14 protein-coding genes are annotated in these 15,473 nt (G+C 70.1%); 11 read left to right on the top strand and 3 right to left on the bottom strand.

Features of this window, described 5'->3' with window-relative positions; all coding sequences use genetic code 11:
- The first annotated feature begins 16 nt into the window (after positions 1–16).
- The 11 genes from AC37TH_RS02920 (at position 17) to AC37TH_RS02870 (ending at position 12,000) form a co-directional block, all read left to right on the top strand.
- Positions 17–1,057: a Gfo/Idh/MocA family protein gene (locus tag AC37TH_RS02920; RefSeq protein WP_490762857.1), complete on the top strand. Its 1,041-nt coding sequence runs from the start codon at positions 17–19 to the stop codon at positions 1,055–1,057.
- Positions 1,054–1,851: a GntR family transcriptional regulator gene (locus tag AC37TH_RS02915; RefSeq protein WP_490762856.1), complete on the top strand. Its 798-nt coding sequence runs from the start codon at positions 1,054–1,056 to the stop codon at positions 1,849–1,851. Before AC37TH_RS02920 ends, AC37TH_RS02915 begins: the two co-directional genes overlap by 4 nt.
- The gene (locus AC37TH_RS02910; RefSeq protein ID WP_490762855.1) at positions 1,848–3,929 is read left to right on the top strand and encodes a primary-amine oxidase; all 2,082 of its coding nucleotides are present in this window, start codon (positions 1,848–1,850) and stop codon (positions 3,927–3,929) included. Before AC37TH_RS02915 ends, AC37TH_RS02910 begins: the two co-directional genes overlap by 4 nt.
- The gene (locus tag AC37TH_RS02905; protein ID WP_490762854.1) at positions 3,929–4,648 is read left to right on the top strand and encodes a sugar phosphate isomerase/epimerase family protein; all 720 of its coding nucleotides are present in this window, start codon (positions 3,929–3,931) and stop codon (positions 4,646–4,648) included. The genes AC37TH_RS02910 and AC37TH_RS02905 overlap by 1 nt, the downstream gene beginning before the upstream one ends.
- Positions 4,645–5,865 carry a Gfo/Idh/MocA family protein gene (locus AC37TH_RS02900; RefSeq protein ID WP_490762853.1) on the top strand — a complete coding sequence of 407 codons (1,221 nt, stop codon included), beginning with the start codon at positions 4,645–4,647 and terminating at the stop codon, positions 5,863–5,865. The genes AC37TH_RS02905 and AC37TH_RS02900 overlap by 4 nt, the downstream gene beginning before the upstream one ends.
- Positions 5,862–6,881, top strand: coding sequence for an SIS domain-containing protein (locus AC37TH_RS02895; protein WP_490762852.1), 1,020 nt, complete (start codon positions 5,862–5,864; stop codon positions 6,879–6,881). Before AC37TH_RS02900 ends, AC37TH_RS02895 begins: the two co-directional genes overlap by 4 nt.
- A complete protein-coding gene (locus AC37TH_RS02890) occupies positions 6,878–7,804 on the top strand; it encodes a BadF/BadG/BcrA/BcrD ATPase family protein (protein WP_490762851.1) in 927 nt (308 codons plus the stop codon). The genes AC37TH_RS02895 and AC37TH_RS02890 overlap by 4 nt, the downstream gene beginning before the upstream one ends.
- 56 nt (positions 7,805–7,860) lie before the next feature.
- A complete protein-coding gene (gene aldh / locus AC37TH_RS02885; protein WP_490762850.1) occupies positions 7,861–9,237 on the top strand; it encodes an aldehyde dehydrogenase AldH in 1,377 nt (458 codons plus the stop codon).
- Positions 9,234–9,827, top strand: a complete 594-nt coding sequence (locus tag AC37TH_RS02880) for a hypothetical protein (protein ID WP_490762849.1) — start codon at positions 9,234–9,236, stop codon at positions 9,825–9,827. The genes aldh and AC37TH_RS02880 overlap by 4 nt, the downstream gene beginning before the upstream one ends.
- Positions 9,828–9,890: 63 nt before the next feature.
- Positions 9,891–10,955: a LacI family DNA-binding transcriptional regulator gene (locus tag AC37TH_RS02875; RefSeq protein WP_490762848.1), complete on the top strand. Its 1,065-nt coding sequence runs from the start codon at positions 9,891–9,893 to the stop codon at positions 10,953–10,955.
- 61 nt (positions 10,956–11,016) lie between these two features.
- Positions 11,017–12,000 carry a LacI family DNA-binding transcriptional regulator gene (locus tag AC37TH_RS02870; RefSeq protein ID WP_490762847.1) on the top strand — a complete coding sequence of 328 codons (984 nt, stop codon included), beginning with the start codon at positions 11,017–11,019 and terminating at the stop codon, positions 11,998–12,000.
- A gap of 121 nt (positions 12,001–12,121) precedes the next feature.
- Here AC37TH_RS02870 and AC37TH_RS02865 read toward each other — a convergent pair whose 3' ends face one another.
- From AC37TH_RS02865 to AC37TH_RS02855, 3 genes are all read right to left on the bottom strand, one after another.
- A complete protein-coding gene (locus AC37TH_RS02865) occupies positions 12,122–13,021 on the bottom strand; it encodes a carbohydrate ABC transporter permease (RefSeq protein WP_490762846.1) in 900 nt (299 codons plus the stop codon).
- Positions 13,018–13,998, bottom strand: coding sequence for a carbohydrate ABC transporter permease (locus tag AC37TH_RS02860; RefSeq protein WP_490762845.1), 981 nt, complete (start codon positions 13,996–13,998; stop codon positions 13,018–13,020). Before AC37TH_RS02860 ends, AC37TH_RS02865 begins: the two co-directional genes overlap by 4 nt.
- A gap of 122 nt (positions 13,999–14,120) precedes the next feature.
- Complete coding sequence (locus AC37TH_RS02855; RefSeq protein ID WP_490762844.1) at positions 14,121–15,440, bottom strand: ABC transporter substrate-binding protein; 1,320 nt, start codon at positions 15,438–15,440, stop codon at positions 14,121–14,123.
- Between the last annotated feature and the right edge of the window lie 33 nt (positions 15,441–15,473).

The following is a 15,473-nucleotide window of genomic DNA, read 5'->3' as shown; positions in this document are numbered from 1 at the left end:
TTCTGAAGGAGGAAAAGTGATTCGTGTCGGTCTGCTCGGTTCCGGGTTCATCAGTGACACCTATGCCGATGCGCTGCAGGATGTGCGCAACGCCGAGATCGTCGCCAACTACTCGCGCGACCTCCCCCGGGCCGTCGCCTTCGCGGAGAAGTGGGGGCCGATCCCGAACCAGTACGACTCGATGGAGGCGCTCTGCGCGAACCCCGATGTCGACCTGGTCGTGATCGCGCTGCCGAACGAGGTGCACGTCGAGGCCGTCCGCATCGCAGCTGCGGCAGGCAAGGGCATCGTCTGCACCAAGCCGCTCGCCCGCACAGGGGCGGAGGCCGCCGAGATCCTGAAGATCGTCACCGAGGCCGGAGTCTGGCATGGTTACGCGGAGAGCTCGGTCTTCTCGCCCAACATCGCCAAGGCGCACCAGATGGTCGCGGCCGGAGCCATCGGCGACGTGCTCACGATGCGCGCCCGCGAAGCGCACTCCGGGCCGCACGCCCCGCACTTCTGGGATGCGGAGACAGCGGGAGGCGGCGCCCTGCTCGACATGGGCTGCCACACCGTGGAGTCGGCCAGGCACTTCTTCGGCAAGGACAACCCGGTCACCGAGGTCTTCGCCTGGGGTGCCACGATGGCGCACGCCGACAAGACAACCGGCGAGGACACCGCCATCGCGCTGCTGAAGTTCGCGGGCGGCCAGCTCGCGCAGATCGAGTCGTCCTGGATCGAGAAGGGCGGGATGCAGCTGCGCCACGAACTCGTCGGCAGCGCCGGCCGGATCGTCACCGACACCTCGCAGACCCCGGTCTGGGGTTTCATCGAGAACCCGGCGGGCTACCTGGTCGAGAAGGCGGACGCCGAGACCGGCTGGGTGTACCCGGTGCCGGAGGAGGCGCGAGCCTACGGCTTCAGCCAGGAGATGCGGCATTTCGTCGAACGGTTCGCCGCCGGCGAGGAGCCGATTGAGACCTTCGGAGACGGCTTCATCGTCAACTGCATCCTCGACGCCTGCTACGCCTCGATGAAGTCCGGGGTGTGGGAGAAGGTGAGCTTCGAACGATGACCGCCAACCAATCGAGCGCACCTCCGCGGAGCCTCGGGGAGACCGGCCTCCGCGTCGGCTACCCCGACCCGCTCTGGGTGCAGGCGGCGGACGCGCTGCGCGAGCAGCTCGCCGCCGACGGGATGCGCCCCGGCTCCAGGCTCCCCCCGGAGCGCGAGCTGTGCCAGAGCCTCGGCATCAGTCGCGTCACGCTCCGCAAGGCGCTGCAAGCGCTGGTCGACGACGGTGTGCTGACCCCGTCGCACGGCCGCGGCTGGTTCGTCGCCGGAGCAGCCGAAGACCGCAACGAGTGGCCGAACAGCCTCGAATCGTTCAGCGAGACCGCCTCCAGGATGGGCCTCGTCGCCTCGAGCAGAGTGCTGCGATCCGAGGTCTCGCCCGCAAGTATCGACGAGGCGGAACAGCTCGCCATCGCGCCAGGCACCCCGCTCTTCCGCCTCGGCCGCGTCCGGATGCTCAACGAGGTCGCGATCGCCGTCGACCTGTCGCTCGTCCCGGCCTCCCTCCTCCCCGACCCGTCGCGCTACGACTTCCGCGAGCACTCGCTCTACGAGGCGCTCGCCGCGGCTGGGCACCAGCTCGCCAACGCCGAGACCACCATCGAGGCGCGCGAGGCGTCCGCCGAGATCGCCGAGCACCTGGATGTGGTCGCCGGTTCCCCGACGCTCGTCATGCACCAGCTCGTCAGCGGCCGCACCGAGCGGCCCGTCCTCGCCTCCACCATCCAGTACGCGGGCGACCGCTACCGGCTGCGCACATACTTCGCCCGCCACAACCGAACGGAGCTCCCGTGACCGACACCGCCGACACTGCCGTCCCCACCGCCGCATCCACTGCATCCACCGCTGCGTCCGCATCCACTGCTGCGTCGACCACCGCCGTCGCCGCCGCGCTCGGCTCGCTGCGCGCCGACGAGGTCGAGGCCTCGCGCGCCATCCTCGTGCGCGCCGGTCTCCTCGGCGCCGACACGCACGTCTCGTACTTCGGCCTGCTGGAACAGGACAAGCGCACGCTGCTCGCCCCCGGCGCCGTGCCCGAGGCGCGCCGGTTCCGCGCGATGCTCGTCGACCTGGCCTCCGGCGCGTCCCACGACGTTGTGGTCTGCCCGGACGAGGACCGCGTCGTCTCCGCCGTCGAGCTGGACCTCGCCGACGGCCACGTGCCGGTCGTCCTCGCCGAGTTCGGCCTGGTCGAGGAGATCGTGCACGAGGACGAGCGCTGGCTCGCCGCGATGGCCAGGCGCGGCCTCACCGACGTGAGCACGCTGCGGGTGAACCCGCTGTCTGCGGGTGTCCTCGCGCCGGACGAGGCCGGGCGGCGCATCCAGCGCTGTTTCACCTTCGTGCAGAAGACCCCGGACGACCTCGGCTGGGCGCACCCGGTGGACGGCGTGACCGTGATGGTCGACGTGGTCACCCGCGAGGTGCTCGATGTGATCGACTACGTCGAGTTCCCCGTGCCGCAGGAGGACGGCAACTTCCACCTGCCGGAGTGGGTCGGCCAGCCGGACCGGAAGGGCCTCAAGCCGATCGAGATCAGCCAGCCGGAAGGCCCGAGCTTCACCGTCGACGACGACGGCGTGCTCTCCTGGGCCGGCTGGAACCTGCAGGTGTCGTTCGACCAGCGCGAGGGCCTGGTCTTCCACAACATCTCCATCGACGACCAGGGCGTGCAACGTCCGGTCGTCTACCGCGCCTCCATCGCCGAGATGATGGTGCCGTACGGCGACCCGAGCCCGCAGCGCTGGTTCCAGAACTTCTTCGACTGCGGCGAGTACCTGCTGGGCGGGTTCGCCAACTCGCTCGAACTCGGCTGCGACTGCGTCGGCGACATCACCTATCTGGATGCGACCCTCGCCGACAACGCGGGAAACGTCCGCGTCATCCCGCAGGCCATCTGCATCCACGAGGAGGACACCGGCATCCTCTGGAAGCATTTCGACAACTGGAACGGGTCGAGCGACTCCCGCCGCAACCGCCGTCTGGTGGTCTCGTTCTTCGTCACGGTCGGCAACTACGACTACGGCTTCTACTGGTACTTCGGTCTCGACGGCTCGATCGAGCTGGAGGTCAAGGCGACCGGCGTCGTGTTCACCTCGGCCTACCCGGGCGAGGGCTACCTCTACGCCTCCGAGCTCGCGCCCGGCCTCGGCGCCCCCTACCACCAGCACCTGTTCAGCGCCCGCCTCGACATGATGGTCGACGGCACGGACAACGCGGTGGACGAGTTCGAGGCCGTGCTCGTGCCGCGCGGCGACCTCAACCCGACCGGGACCGGCATCACCCAGACCGTCACCCGCCTGCACACCGAGTCGGAGGCGCAGCGCGTCGCCGACAACGCCAAGGGCCGGGTGTGGCTGGTCTCCAACCCGAACGTGAAGAACCGGCTCGGCGGCAGCGTCGGCTACGTGCTCTTCCCCGAGGGCAAGCCGGCGCTGCTCGCCGACGAGCAGTCCGACATCTACGCCCGCGCGACCTACGCGGCCAAGCACCTCTGGGTCACGCCGTACGAACCGGCCGAGCTCTATCCGGCGGGGGACTTCGTCAACATGCATCCCGGAGGGGCTGGCCTGCCCGCCTGGACCGCCGCCGACCGCAGCGTGGACGACACCGACATCGTGCTCTGGCACACGTTCGGCCTCACCCACTTCCCGCGCATCGAGGACTGGCCGATCATGCCGGTCGACTCGGCCGGGTTCGTGCTCAAGCCGCACGGCTTCTTCGGCAGGAACCCCACTCTCGACATCCCGGCGACCGGGAGCGACCACTGCGCGCCAGGGCACGCGGGGCACGCGGAGCACGAGCACGGCCATCCCGAGCACGCCGCCGCCGGGCACGAGCCAGCAGCCCACGACCACGAAGGACAGCACTGATGACGACACCCGCGACCCCGCTGGGAGTCCAGCTCTACAGCGTCCGCGACGACATCGGCCCGGACGCGCTCCCCGCCACCCTCGCCCGCCTCGCCGCTCTCGGCTTCACGCACGCCGAGCCGTACGACATCCTGAGCGACACCGAGGGGCTGGCGGCAGCGCTGGAGTCGTCCGGCCTGCTGGCGACCACGGCGCACGCCAAAATCACCGAGCTCGACCAGGATGCGGTGCTCGCCGCCGCCGCCCGGCTCGGCGTCCGGACGGTCATCGTCCCGTACGTTCAGCCAGAGTCCATCGCGACCCGCGCCGGCGTCGTGGCGTTGGCGTCGGCGATCAACGCGGCCTCCGTCGCGGCGGCCGGCCACGGCATCCGGATCGGCTACCACAACCACGATTTCGAGTTCTCGCAGCTCATCGACGGCGTCCCGGCCTACGAGCTGTTAGTCGAACTGCTCGACCCGGCCGTGGTGCTGGAGCTCGACACGTACTGGGCGGCGGTCGGCGGGGCCGACGTGTACGAACTCGTCCCGCGCCTGGGCGACCGCGTGCGCTTCCTGCACGTCAAGCACGACGAGGCGAACCCGTTCGACATCGCCGAGGTGATCCCGTTGGCGCAGAGCCTGGAACTGCCGGTGGTGGAGGTCGTCGTGCACGAGGGCGACGTGTTCCCGCTGATCGAGGCGAACGCCGGATACTTCCTCGGACTGGTGAACGCATGAGCGGCGCCGGCATCGACGCACCGACCGGCGTCGGCATCATCGGCGCAGGGAACATCTCCGACGAATACCTGCGCTCGCTGACCACCTACCCGGATGTGCGGGTCGTCGGCATCGCGGACCTCGACCTGCAGCGGGCAGAGGCGCAGGCCGCGAAGTACGGCCTCCCATTCTCGGGGACTGTGGATGCGCTGCTCGCCCTCGACGACGTGCAGCTCGTCGTCAACCTGACCATCCCCGCCGCGCATGCCGAGGTGGGACTGAAGGCCATCGCCGCGGGCAAGCACGTCTGGGGCGAGAAGCCGCTGACGCTCGACCTCGCCAGCGCTCGGGCGCTGCTCGACGCGGCCGACGCCGCGGGCGTGGTGGTGGCCAACGCGCCGGACACCATCCTGGGCGAAGGCATCCAGAACGCCCACCGGCTGCTCGCGGACGGCGCCATCGGCACCCCGCAGACACTGCTCACGCTGATGCATGGCCCCGGCCCGGACTCCTGGCACCCGCGCCCGCAGTTCCTGTTCGCGCGCGGTGCGGGCCCGCTGTTCGACATCGGCCCGTACTACGTGAGCACCATGATCCAGCTGCTCGGCCCCGTGGAGTCCGTCGAGGCGATCGGTCAGCGTCCGCGCGCCGAGCGCGTGATCGGCTCCGGTCCGGACGCCGGCCAGAGCTTCCCGGTGGAGGTGAGCACCCACGTGAGCGTGCTGACCCGTTTCCGTTCCGGGGTGGTCGGCACCTCCATCTACAGCTTCGACTCCGCGCTCCGGCGGCAGACGTTCGAGATCACCGGCTCCGGCGGCGTGCTCGAGGTTCCGGTCAGCGGCTTCGACGGCCCCACCCGGCTGCTCGCGGGCGACGACCGCGAGACCGACTGGGTCGAGCTCCCGCCGCCCGGCGTCCACCGCGAGCGCGGCGTCGGCGTCCTGGAGATGGCCCGCGCCATCCGGGAGGGACGGCCGCCGCGCGCCAGCGGAGAACTCGCATACCACGCGCTCGACGTCATGCTCGCGATCGAGGAGTCGATCGAGACGGGCGGACCCGTCCGCCTCCGGAGCACAGCGGCAGCGGTCGAACCGCTCGCGGTCGACTGGGACCCGGCGGAGCGGACGGCGGAGCAGTCGACGGCCCGGGCGGCTCAGCGCGAGAAGACACCTGAACCAGCAGCATCAGCACCAGCAGCATCAGCACCGGCAGTACCAGCACTGAGGGGACCAGCATGAACGGGTACATCACTTTCGCGGAGGCACGCGCGACCCAGGCCGACGAGCTCGGCAGGGCGATCCCGCTGATCGCCGCGCAACTCGTCGACCGGCAGGCCGCGGGCGAGCTGGAGGGCCCCGGTCCCGTCTTCGTCGGCATCGGCGCCAGCCTCGCCGCTGCCTGCCCGGCCGTCTGGCAGCTGCGCACCAGGGGCATCCACTCGTGGCGGCTGGGAGCAGGCGACCTCCCCATCCCGTTCCCGGAGAGTGCGCACCCGATCGTCGGCATCTCGCAGAGCGGCCGGAGCGCGGAGACGCTGGCCGTGCTCGAAGCGACGCCGCCGCAGCTGCGCCTCGCGGTCGTCAACACCGAGCCGTCGCCCATCGCGCAGCTCGCCTCCACCATCTCGCTCGGCAGCCTGGCCGACAGCTACGCCTCCACCATCGGCTTCACCGCCACCGTGGCAGCACTCGGGATGCTCGCCGACGCCTGGGACGGCGGCACCATCGACCAGGGGTGGTTCACGCTGCACGAGGCGTTCGCGGAGGTCGAGGCGGAGCTGACCGACCGCGTGACAGCGCTGGCCGGACTCTTCCGCACGGTCGGCTCCAGCGACTTCGTCGGCGCCGGCCCTGCGGTCGGCTCGGCCGAGGCCGGCGCACTGCTGTTCCGTGAGGTCGCGCGCATCCCGGCCACCGGCATGAGCACGCGGCAGTACCTGCACGGCTCGATGGAGTCGGCAGGCGACGGCGTGCACGTCGTCCTGGGCGACAGCCGCGAGCTCGACCTCGCGACCACCCTCGCCGAGGCGGGCCACAACGTCATCCTGATCACCGCCGAACCGGTCGCGTCGACCGGGACGCTCAACGTCGTCCAGCTTCCCAAGCGTCCCGCCGCGCAACGTGCGGTGCTCGAAGCGCTCGTGATGCAGCTCCTCGTCGGAGCGGTCGCAGCCGTGCGCGGGGTCGAGATCGAGGAGTTCGTCTTCCACAACGCCGACACCAAGGTGCCGGTGGATGCGGGCGGTGCCGCATGACGGACGTGATCGTCGGCCTCGACGCCGGGGGCACGAAGCTCAGTGTGCGCGTCGAGACGCTGGACGGCGCCCGCGTCGCCGACGTCTCGCTGCCCGCGGAGGACTGGAGCGCGTCACCGCCCGAGAGCGCGGCGCGCTGGCTCGCCGAACGGGTCGGGCGCGTGGTGCCCGAGGGGCATCGCGTGGTCGCCGTCGGCGTCGGAGCCCAGGGACTCGACACCGCAGCGCACGCGCGCGAGCTGGCGGACGCGCTCGGGGGGCTCGGCTACCCGGCGGTCGCCGTGAACGACGCCGCGCTGCTGGTCGCCGCCGCGGGACTGGAGACGGGCATCGGCGTGATCGCGGGCACCGGATCCATCGCCGTCGGCCAGGACGCGACGGGTTCTCCGCTGTTCGCGGGCGGCTGGGGCTGGGTGCTCGGCGACGACGGCGGCGCGCCCGCGATCGTCCGCGAGGCCACCATCGCCGCGCTGACCGCGCACGACGACGGAGCGGACGACGACGGCCTGCTCGCCGCGCTGCTGCGCGCCTTCGGCGTCGACTCGGCCCCCGCGCTCGCCCGCGCGGTCAACGACACCCCCACGACGGAGAACTGGGGACCGCACGCGCCTGCCGTGTTCGCGGCGGCCGACGCAGGCTCCGCGCTGGCTCGGGGGGTGGTCGACCGGGCGGCCGACCACCTCGCCGGGCTGGTCACGCAACTCGTCCGCCGCGGCGCTGCCGGAAACGGTGTGGTCACCAGCGGCAGCGTGATCGTGAACCAGCCGCGGCTGTTCGCCGCGCTGTCCGCACGGGTCGCGGCCGCGCATCCACAGCTCACGGTGGTGCTGCTCGGCGACGCGCCCGTCGCGGGCGGGGTGGCGCTGGCGCGACGGGTCGTCGCAGCGTCGGCCGCCGCATCCATCGTCGCTACCGGGGTCTAGCCCCGCAGAACCACCAGACCCACCCGCACCACCCGCCACAGAACAAAGGAGTCAGCATGGCCATCGCCACCATCAACCCGACCACGGGCGAAACGCTCAAGACGTTCGAGTCGCACACGGCCGAGGACATCGAGCGCATCGTCGCCTCCGCCCACCAGACCTATCAGGACCTCGCCTCCACCACCTTCGCCCAGCGGGCCGAGTGGATGCGCGCCGCCGCCGACCTGCTCGACGCCGAACTCGACGAGGTCGCCACTCTGGTCTCCACCGAAATGGGCAAGACGATCGGCACCGCAAAATACGAGGTGTCGAAGTCGGCTCGCGGGATGCGCTGGTACGCCGACCACGCCGAGGAGTACCTGGCCGACGAGCATCCGGTGCAGCCGGGCGATGTGGGCGCCTCAGCGGTGAGCGTCCGCTACCAGCCGATCGGAACCGTGCTGGCCGTGATGCCGTGGAACTACCCGTTCTGGCAGGTGATCCGCTTCGCGGCGCCCGCGCTGATGGCCGGGAACACGGGCATCCTGAAGCACGCGTCGAGTGTCCCGCAGAGCGCGCTGTACCTCGGCTCGCTGTTCGCGCGGGGCGGGTTCCCGGACGGTGCGTTCCAGACGCTGCTCGTCGAGGGCGGCGCCGTGGCCCCGCTGCTCGACGACCCGCGCATCCGTGCTGTGACGCTCACCGGATCCGTCGGCGCAGGCGCGTCCGTAGCTGCCGCCGCCGGACGCAACGTCAAGAAGTCGGTGCTCGAACTCGGCGGGACCGACGTGTTCGTGGTCATGCCGTCCGCCGACGTCGCCGCCGCAGCAGCCGCCGGTGTCAACGCGCGCGTGCAGAACTCCGGCCAGAGCTGCATCGCCGCCAAGCGGTACTACGTGCACGAGGACGTCTACGACGCCTTCGAGGAGGCGTTCGTCGCCGGGATGCGCGCGCAGGTCGCGGGCGACCCGTTCGACCCGGCGACCTCGTTCGGCCCGCTCGCCACCGAGCAGGGCCGATGCGACGCCCACGAGCTGGTGGCCGACGCCGCCGCCAAAGGCGCGACCGTTCTGGCGGGCGGTGCGGTGCCGGACGGCCCCGGCTGGTTCTACCCGGCGACCGTCCTCACCGACGTGACCCCGGAGATGCGCATCTACCGCGAAGAGTGCTTCGGACCCGTCGCCTGCCTCTATAAGGTGTCGAGCGCCGAGGAGGCCATCGCCCGCTCCAACGACAGCGACTTCGGCCTCAGCTCCAGCGTCTGGACCAACGATGACGCCGAAGCCGAACTGTTCCAGCACGGGATCGAGGCGGGCGGCGTCTTCGTCAACGGCCTCACCGCGTCGTTCCCGCAGCTGCCCTTCGGCGGCGTGAAGGCGTCCGGCTACGGCCGTGAGCTCTCCGCCCAGGGCATCCGCGAGTTCACCAACGTGAAGACCACCTGGCGCGCGTGACCGCCACGCTCGTGCGAAACGTGCGGTCGCGGAGGCTCGCACCGCACTTTTCGCACGAGTCGTGGGCGGGCGCGCTCGTGCACGAGGCGGTGATGGTGGGCGTGATGGTGGCGATCATGGCCGCCGCCGCGGCCGTCGGGCACGGCGCTGCGCCGATGCTGGGGGCGGCGTTCGTGCTCGCGCTGGTGTCGTTCGGGTACGCGCCGCTGGCGCGCACGCGGGCGTGGGCGCGGGAGCATGTCGTCGACCTGTGGGCGATGCTGCTGGTGATGGGGGCGCAGGCGGTCGGCGCGGGGGCGTCTGGGCCGGGGATGGCCGCGTCCGGGATGGCGGGGATGGGTGGTCACAGCGTGACGGGGCATGGCATAGCCACCACTCCAACACTCACAGCCTCCGCGCTCATCACCCTCCCCGGCACCGCGGCGCCCACACTCCCCGCCACCGCAGCGCTCACCATCCCTGCCATCGCGGCGATCCTCCTCGCCTGGCTGCTCGCGCGCGTCCTGCTCGCCCGGCGGGTGTGGCGCATCCACTCGGCGGTGTCGCTGGCCGGTTGCGGCGCCTGTCTGCTCTGGATGCTCGTGGCCTGACCCCCGCGAACACGGCCCGGTATGCGCATTCCCGCAGCCTCCGGCGCCCGCTAGGCTGGGGCGGTGAGCGAGACGCAGAGCGACGCAGGGCCGCGCAGGCCGGTCACGCTCGACGACGTTGCGCGGCACGCCGGAGTCTCCCAGCCGACAGCGTCGCGCGTGCTCAACGGCAGCGATCGCAAGGTCGCCGAAAGCTACCGGACCCGGGTGCTGAATGCCGCGCGGGAGCTCGGCTACGCCCCCAACCTGGCCGCGCAGAACATGGCGCGGGGGACCTCCCGCACCGTCGCCCTGGTGATCAGCGGGATCTCCGACCCGTACTTCTCCGCGATGGCCGCCGCGATCATGCGGCAGGCCGAGGCCGCCGACCTGCGTGTGTCGATCGCGGTCACCGAGCGTCAGTCCGACCGGGAGCTCGACCTCGTGCGTGAGTTGCGCGGGCAGCAGCCGCGCGCGATCATCCTCGCCGGAACCGGCTACGTCGACCCTCCGTCGGTCAACGAGCTCGTCGCCGAGTTGCAGCGCTACGAAGAGACCGGCGGCCGCGTCGTGCTCATCAGCCGCACCGACCTGCCGTTCGAGACGGTCACCTTCGACAACCACGACGGCGCCCGCCGCCTCGCCGCCGAACTCGCCGGCCTCGGCTACCGGCGTGCGCTCGTGCTCGGCAGCGCCACCCCGCTGCTGTCGATGCAGCAGCGCGTCGAAGGCTTTGTGGACGGACTGACCGGCGCGGGCGTCGAGGGCGTCGAGACGACCGTGCGGCACCCGGAGTTCAGCTGGGAGGGCGCCCGCGACCTCGTACTCGCCCTCGACGAGCAGGAGCTGCGCCGCCTGCAACTGGTGTTCGCGATCACCGACGACATGGCGCTCGGTGCGATCGCCGGTCTGCGCGCCCGCGGCCTGCGCATCCCGGACGACATCGCGGTGGCAGGCTTCGACGACATCACGACGCTCCGGGATGTGGTCCCCCCGCTGACCACGGTGCACGTCGCCCTCGACACGGTCGCCTCCGAAGCCATCGCCCGCGCCATCGCCCACGACGGCGAGACCCGCACGGTGCCCGCATACCCGGTCATCCGGGCCAGCACCCCGCCGGTCGACGCACCCATCGACCTCGTTCGGTGACGTGCCCATCGACGCGAGCAACGACGCGCCCATCGCGCCCGCCCCTCTGTAGTGTTGTCCCGTGAGTGAGAGCGCGTCGACCCTGGCGCAGGTCGCCGCCCATGCAGGTGTGTCGCTCGCCACCGCATCCCGGGCGTTGAACGGCAGTGCCCGCAAGGTCAACCCGGAGTTGCAGGCGCGCGTCCTGGCCTCGGCGGCGGCGCTCGGCTACAGCGCGAACTTGCAGGCGCAGGCCGTGGCCCGCGGCACCAGCAACACGGTCGCGGTCGTCGTCGGCGACATCGCCGACCCGTACTTCTCCAGCATCGCCTCCGGGATCGTCCGGGTCGCCGACGAGCGCGGTCTGATCGTCACCATCAGTGCCACCGGTGCGGATGCGGCACGCGAGTCCGCGACGCTCGTCGCGCTGAAGGGCCAGCGGCCCCGCGTGGTCATCGTCGCGGGCAGCCGTCATCTGGGCGACGCAGACGGCGCGGCCGAGCTGGAGGCGATCGAGCGCGGGGGAGCGAGGGTGGCCCTGATCGGCGCGGCCGTGCCCGGCCTGCGGTCTGTCGCCGTGAACAACCGCGCGGGCGCAGCAGCACTGGCCGCCGTGCTGGCAGACCGCGACTACGGCGACTTCGTCGTGCTGGCCGGGCCGGAGAATCTGCTCACCGCCCGCGACCGCACGGCTGGCTTCCTCGACGTGATCCCCGGTGCGCGCGTGGTGCACGGGGCGTTCTCCCGCGACGGCGGCTACGAGACGATGGCCGCCCTGCTCGCGTCCGGGGAGCGGCCGGGTTGCGTGTTCGCCGTCGCCGACGTGATGGCCGTCGGGGCGATGGCCGCCATGCGCGACGCCGGTGTCGAGCCGGGCGCAGGCATCGCGGTCGCCGGGTTCGACGACATCCCGCTGGTGCAGGATGTGACGCCGTCGCTCACGACCGTCGCCCTGCCGCTGGCCGAGATCGGGGCGCGTGCACTAGAACTCGCCCTCTCCGAAGACGGCGACGCGTCAGCGCCCCCGTTCGACGGCACAGTGACCCTCCGCGCCTCCACCCCGTAGCGACGTTCGACGCCGAGATACCAGTAACTGCACCGAAAACCCCGGTTTCCTGTGCAGTTACTGGTATCTCGGCCTCAGGCGGCACCGCGGCCTGTGGAACGACCTGTGGATGCGCGCCGCCCTAGATCTTCACGCCGCCTGAGATCAGGTCGATCTTCCAATACCGCTGGAGCGACAGAAACAGGATCGCCAGCGGCACGATCGACACCAGCACCCCGGCTATCACGATCGAATACTGCGCCGCCTGCCCTCCGGTGATGATCATCAGTCCGTAGAGCCCGAGCGTCAGCGGGTACAGCTGGTCATTGTTGATCATCACGAACGGCAGCAGGAAGTTGTTCCAGATCCCGATGAACTGCAGCAGGAACACCGTCACCAGCGCCGGCATCATCAGCCGGGAGCCGACCGACCAGAAGATGCGCCACTCGCTGCCGCCGTCGATGCGCGCCGCCTCCATGATCTCGTCCGGCACCGACGCCTCCGCGTAGATCTTGCAGAGATAGATCGCGAACGGCGACACCAGTTGCGGGAGGATCACCGACGCGTAGTTGTTGGTCATCCCGAACTTGGCCAGCAGCAGGAACTGCGGGATGGCGAGCATGATCTGCGGCAGCAGCACGGCGGCGACGATCAGCCGGAAGATCCATTTCGAGCCGACGAAGCGGTACTTGCCGAGCGCATACCCCGCGGCACCGGCGACGACCGTGGAGAGGACGCCGCCGCCGATCGCGTAGATCACCGAGTTGAGCGCCCAGCGGCCGAAGATCCCGTTGTTGTAGGTGAAAAGAGCCTGCATGTTCGACCAGAAGCCGCCGTTGAACATCGGCAGGAACGGCGGGGACGAGAACAGTTCGTCATTCGTCTTCGTCGCCGCGATCACGATCCACAGCACCGGCAGCACGCAGTAGAGCGCGCCGACGATCAGGATGATCGTGGGCACGAGGTGCAGGCCGCTGCGGGTGCGCTTGGGGGGAGCATCCCTGGTCGCCGACCGGCCGGGGGTCTGGGTGAGCGTGGTCATTTGGTTTCCCTCCGGGCGACGCGCCGGCCGATGACGTTGACCAGCACGGTGGCCGCCACGGTCATGATGATGAGGATGAACGAGGTCGCAGCGCCCTCGTAGATGCTGTTGTTCACGAACGCGTCCGTGTACACGCGCATCAGCGGCACCCAGGTGGATGAGATGGCGTTCGCGAGCGGCTTGAGCGTGGTGGGCTCGTTGAAGAGCTGCAGCGCTCCGATGATCGAGAACAGGGCGACCATCGTGATCGCGGGGGTGATCAGCGGCAGTTTCACCCGCAGGGCGATCTGCAACTCCGACGCCCCGTCGAGTTCCGCGGCTTCGAACAGGTCTTTCGGGAGGCTGCGGACCGCGGTGTAGAGGATGATCATGTTGAAGCCGACCACGCCCCAGACGGCCACGTTCGCCACCGAGAAGAAGATGCCGGTGCTGCCGAAGTAGTTGATCACCTGGCCGCCGATGGGGCTGGTGGCAGGCAGGTACATGAACCCCCAGAGCAGGGAGGCGACCACGCCCGGCACCGCGTACGGCAGGAAGATCGCCAGACGGGTGAAGCCGACGAGCCTGGTCCGCTTGGCGTCGAGACAGAGCGCGAACACCGTGGAGAGCACGATGGTGAGCGGCACGCCGATGGCCGCGACGATGAGCATCCGGCCGAGGCTGGCCCAGAACTCCGGGTCGACGAGCGTCGAGACGTAGTTGGCGAAACCGGCGAACACCTCGACGGTGCCGCCGCCGCCGAGCAGACCGCCGCCGACCTTCACCTGCAGGAAGCTCAGCACGACGGCGTAGATCCCCGGCGCGATGGTGAACAGCAGCAACAGGATGACGGCCGGCGCCACGAGGAAGATCGGCAGCAGGCTGCCGCGTTTCCGGCGCGGGCGCCGCCGCCCGGGGGTGGGCGCTGGACCGGCAGGGACGCGGGATGCTGTCCCACGCGCCTGCTTCGGCGCGGTGCTGTCTCCGATGACGGCCATGGCGTGAACTCCTCGGAACGGACGGTGCGGATGTCGGGGGATGGGGTGGACGTGATGCGGCGGTGGTGCGGCGCCGGCGGCCGAGTCTCGCGCTCAGGCCGCCGGCGTCGGTCGTGGCCGGACTAGCCGGTGACCTTGAAGCCGAGCTTCTTCATGTCGGCCACCGTGTCCGTCTGCATCTTGTCGAGCGCTCCGGAGAGCTGCGTCTTGTTCTGCAGGGCAGCGGCGAACGCGTTGGAGTACGAGTCGAACGTGACGTTCGCGTTCGGGCCCCAGATGTCGAAGGTGCGGACGCCCTTGGCGACGGTCGCCATCAGCGTGTTGTAGTCCGGCTGGTTCGACATGAACGGCGGCGGGGTCTGCAGTGCGGGCAGCGACTGGTTCGGGATGCTCGCGGGGAAGACCTGCACGTTCTTGATCAGAGCGTTCACGCCGTCCTTGGAGGCGTTCATCCACTTGACGAACTTCGCGGCCTCCGCCGGGTGCTTCGAGTTGGTGGTCACCGCCTCGGTCTCGCCGCCCCAGATGCCGACGGTGGTGTCACCGGCGGTCCAGGCGGGGAGTGCCACGGCCTGCCACTTGCCTGCGGTGTCTTTGGCGATCGACGGGAGCTGGTTGGGTCCCCACTGCGCTCCGACCCAGCCGACCAGCGTGCCGTTGTTCATGTCGGTGTTCCACTGCGCCGACCAGTTCGGCTCGGGGCTGACGAGTCCCTTGTTCACCAGGTCGCCCCAGTAGTCGGCGACCTTCTTGCTCGGGGCGTCGTTGATCGCGACGGTCCACTTGTCGCCGCCGGAGGTGGTCCACCAGTTGGCGCCCGCCTGCTGGGCGAGACCGGCGAACCAGCCGGGGTCGGCCGCAGTGAAGTTGCCGATGTACTTCTTCGGGTCGGCCGCGTGGATGGCGGCGGCGTCGGCCGCGTACTCATCCCAGGTGGTCGGCGCCTTCAGGCCGAGCGAGTCCCAGAGATCCTTGCGGTAGAAGAACACCATCGGGCAGACGTTCTGCGGGACGCCGTACGTCTTGCCCTCGAACTGCACCTGCGCCAGCGTCGACTTCGAGAAGTCGCTGGACAGGTCGCCGACGTACTTGTCGATCGGGACGACGACGTTGTTCGCGATCAGGGCGGGAAGCGCCTGGTACTCGACCTCGGTCACATCCGGGTTGGTGCCCGCCTTGTTGTTGGTGATCAGCTTGTTGTAGAGGGTGTATCCGGTGCCGGACGGCTTGGTCAGCTTGACCTGGATGTTCGGGTTCGCCTTATTCCATTCGTCGACGACGGCCTGCATCCCTCCGTCCCAGTTGACGTAGTTCAGGGTGACCTTGCCGCCCGAGCTGGAGGCGTCTCCTGAGCCGGAACTGGAGCATCCGGTCAGGACGGTGGTTACGGCGGCGAGGACGCCGACGGTGGCGCCGAGGGTCCTCAGCGTTGTCTTTCTCACTGTGTGCATCTCCTTTGATGGTGAATGTGATCG

This window comes from Leifsonia sp. McL0627, from assembly GCF_058244615.1.
The sequence above is the reverse complement of the archived record's forward strand: the minus strand, read 5'-3'. Positions and strand labels throughout refer to the sequence as shown.

Coding starts and splice junctions, on each gene's coding strand:
- AC37TH_RS02915 (WP_490762856.1), top strand. CDS start 1,054: ATGACCGCCAACCAATCGAGCGCACCTCCGCGGAGCCTCGGGGAGACC.
- AC37TH_RS02865 (WP_490762846.1), bottom strand. CDS start 13,021: ATGACCACGCTCACCCAGACCCCCGGCCGGTCGGCGACCAGGGATGCT.
- aldh (WP_490762850.1), top strand. CDS start 7,861: ATGGCCATCGCCACCATCAACCCGACCACGGGCGAAACGCTCAAGACG.
- AC37TH_RS02900 (WP_490762853.1), top strand. CDS start 4,645: ATGAGCGGCGCCGGCATCGACGCACCGACCGGCGTCGGCATCATCGGC.
- AC37TH_RS02905 (WP_490762854.1), top strand. CDS start 3,929: ATGACGACACCCGCGACCCCGCTGGGAGTCCAGCTCTACAGCGTCCGC.
- AC37TH_RS02890 (WP_490762851.1), top strand. CDS start 6,878: ATGACGGACGTGATCGTCGGCCTCGACGCCGGGGGCACGAAGCTCAGT.
- AC37TH_RS02860 (WP_490762845.1), bottom strand. CDS start 13,998: ATGGCCGTCATCGGAGACAGCACCGCGCCGAAGCAGGCGCGTGGGACA.
- AC37TH_RS02895 (WP_490762852.1), top strand. CDS start 5,862: ATGAACGGGTACATCACTTTCGCGGAGGCACGCGCGACCCAGGCCGAC.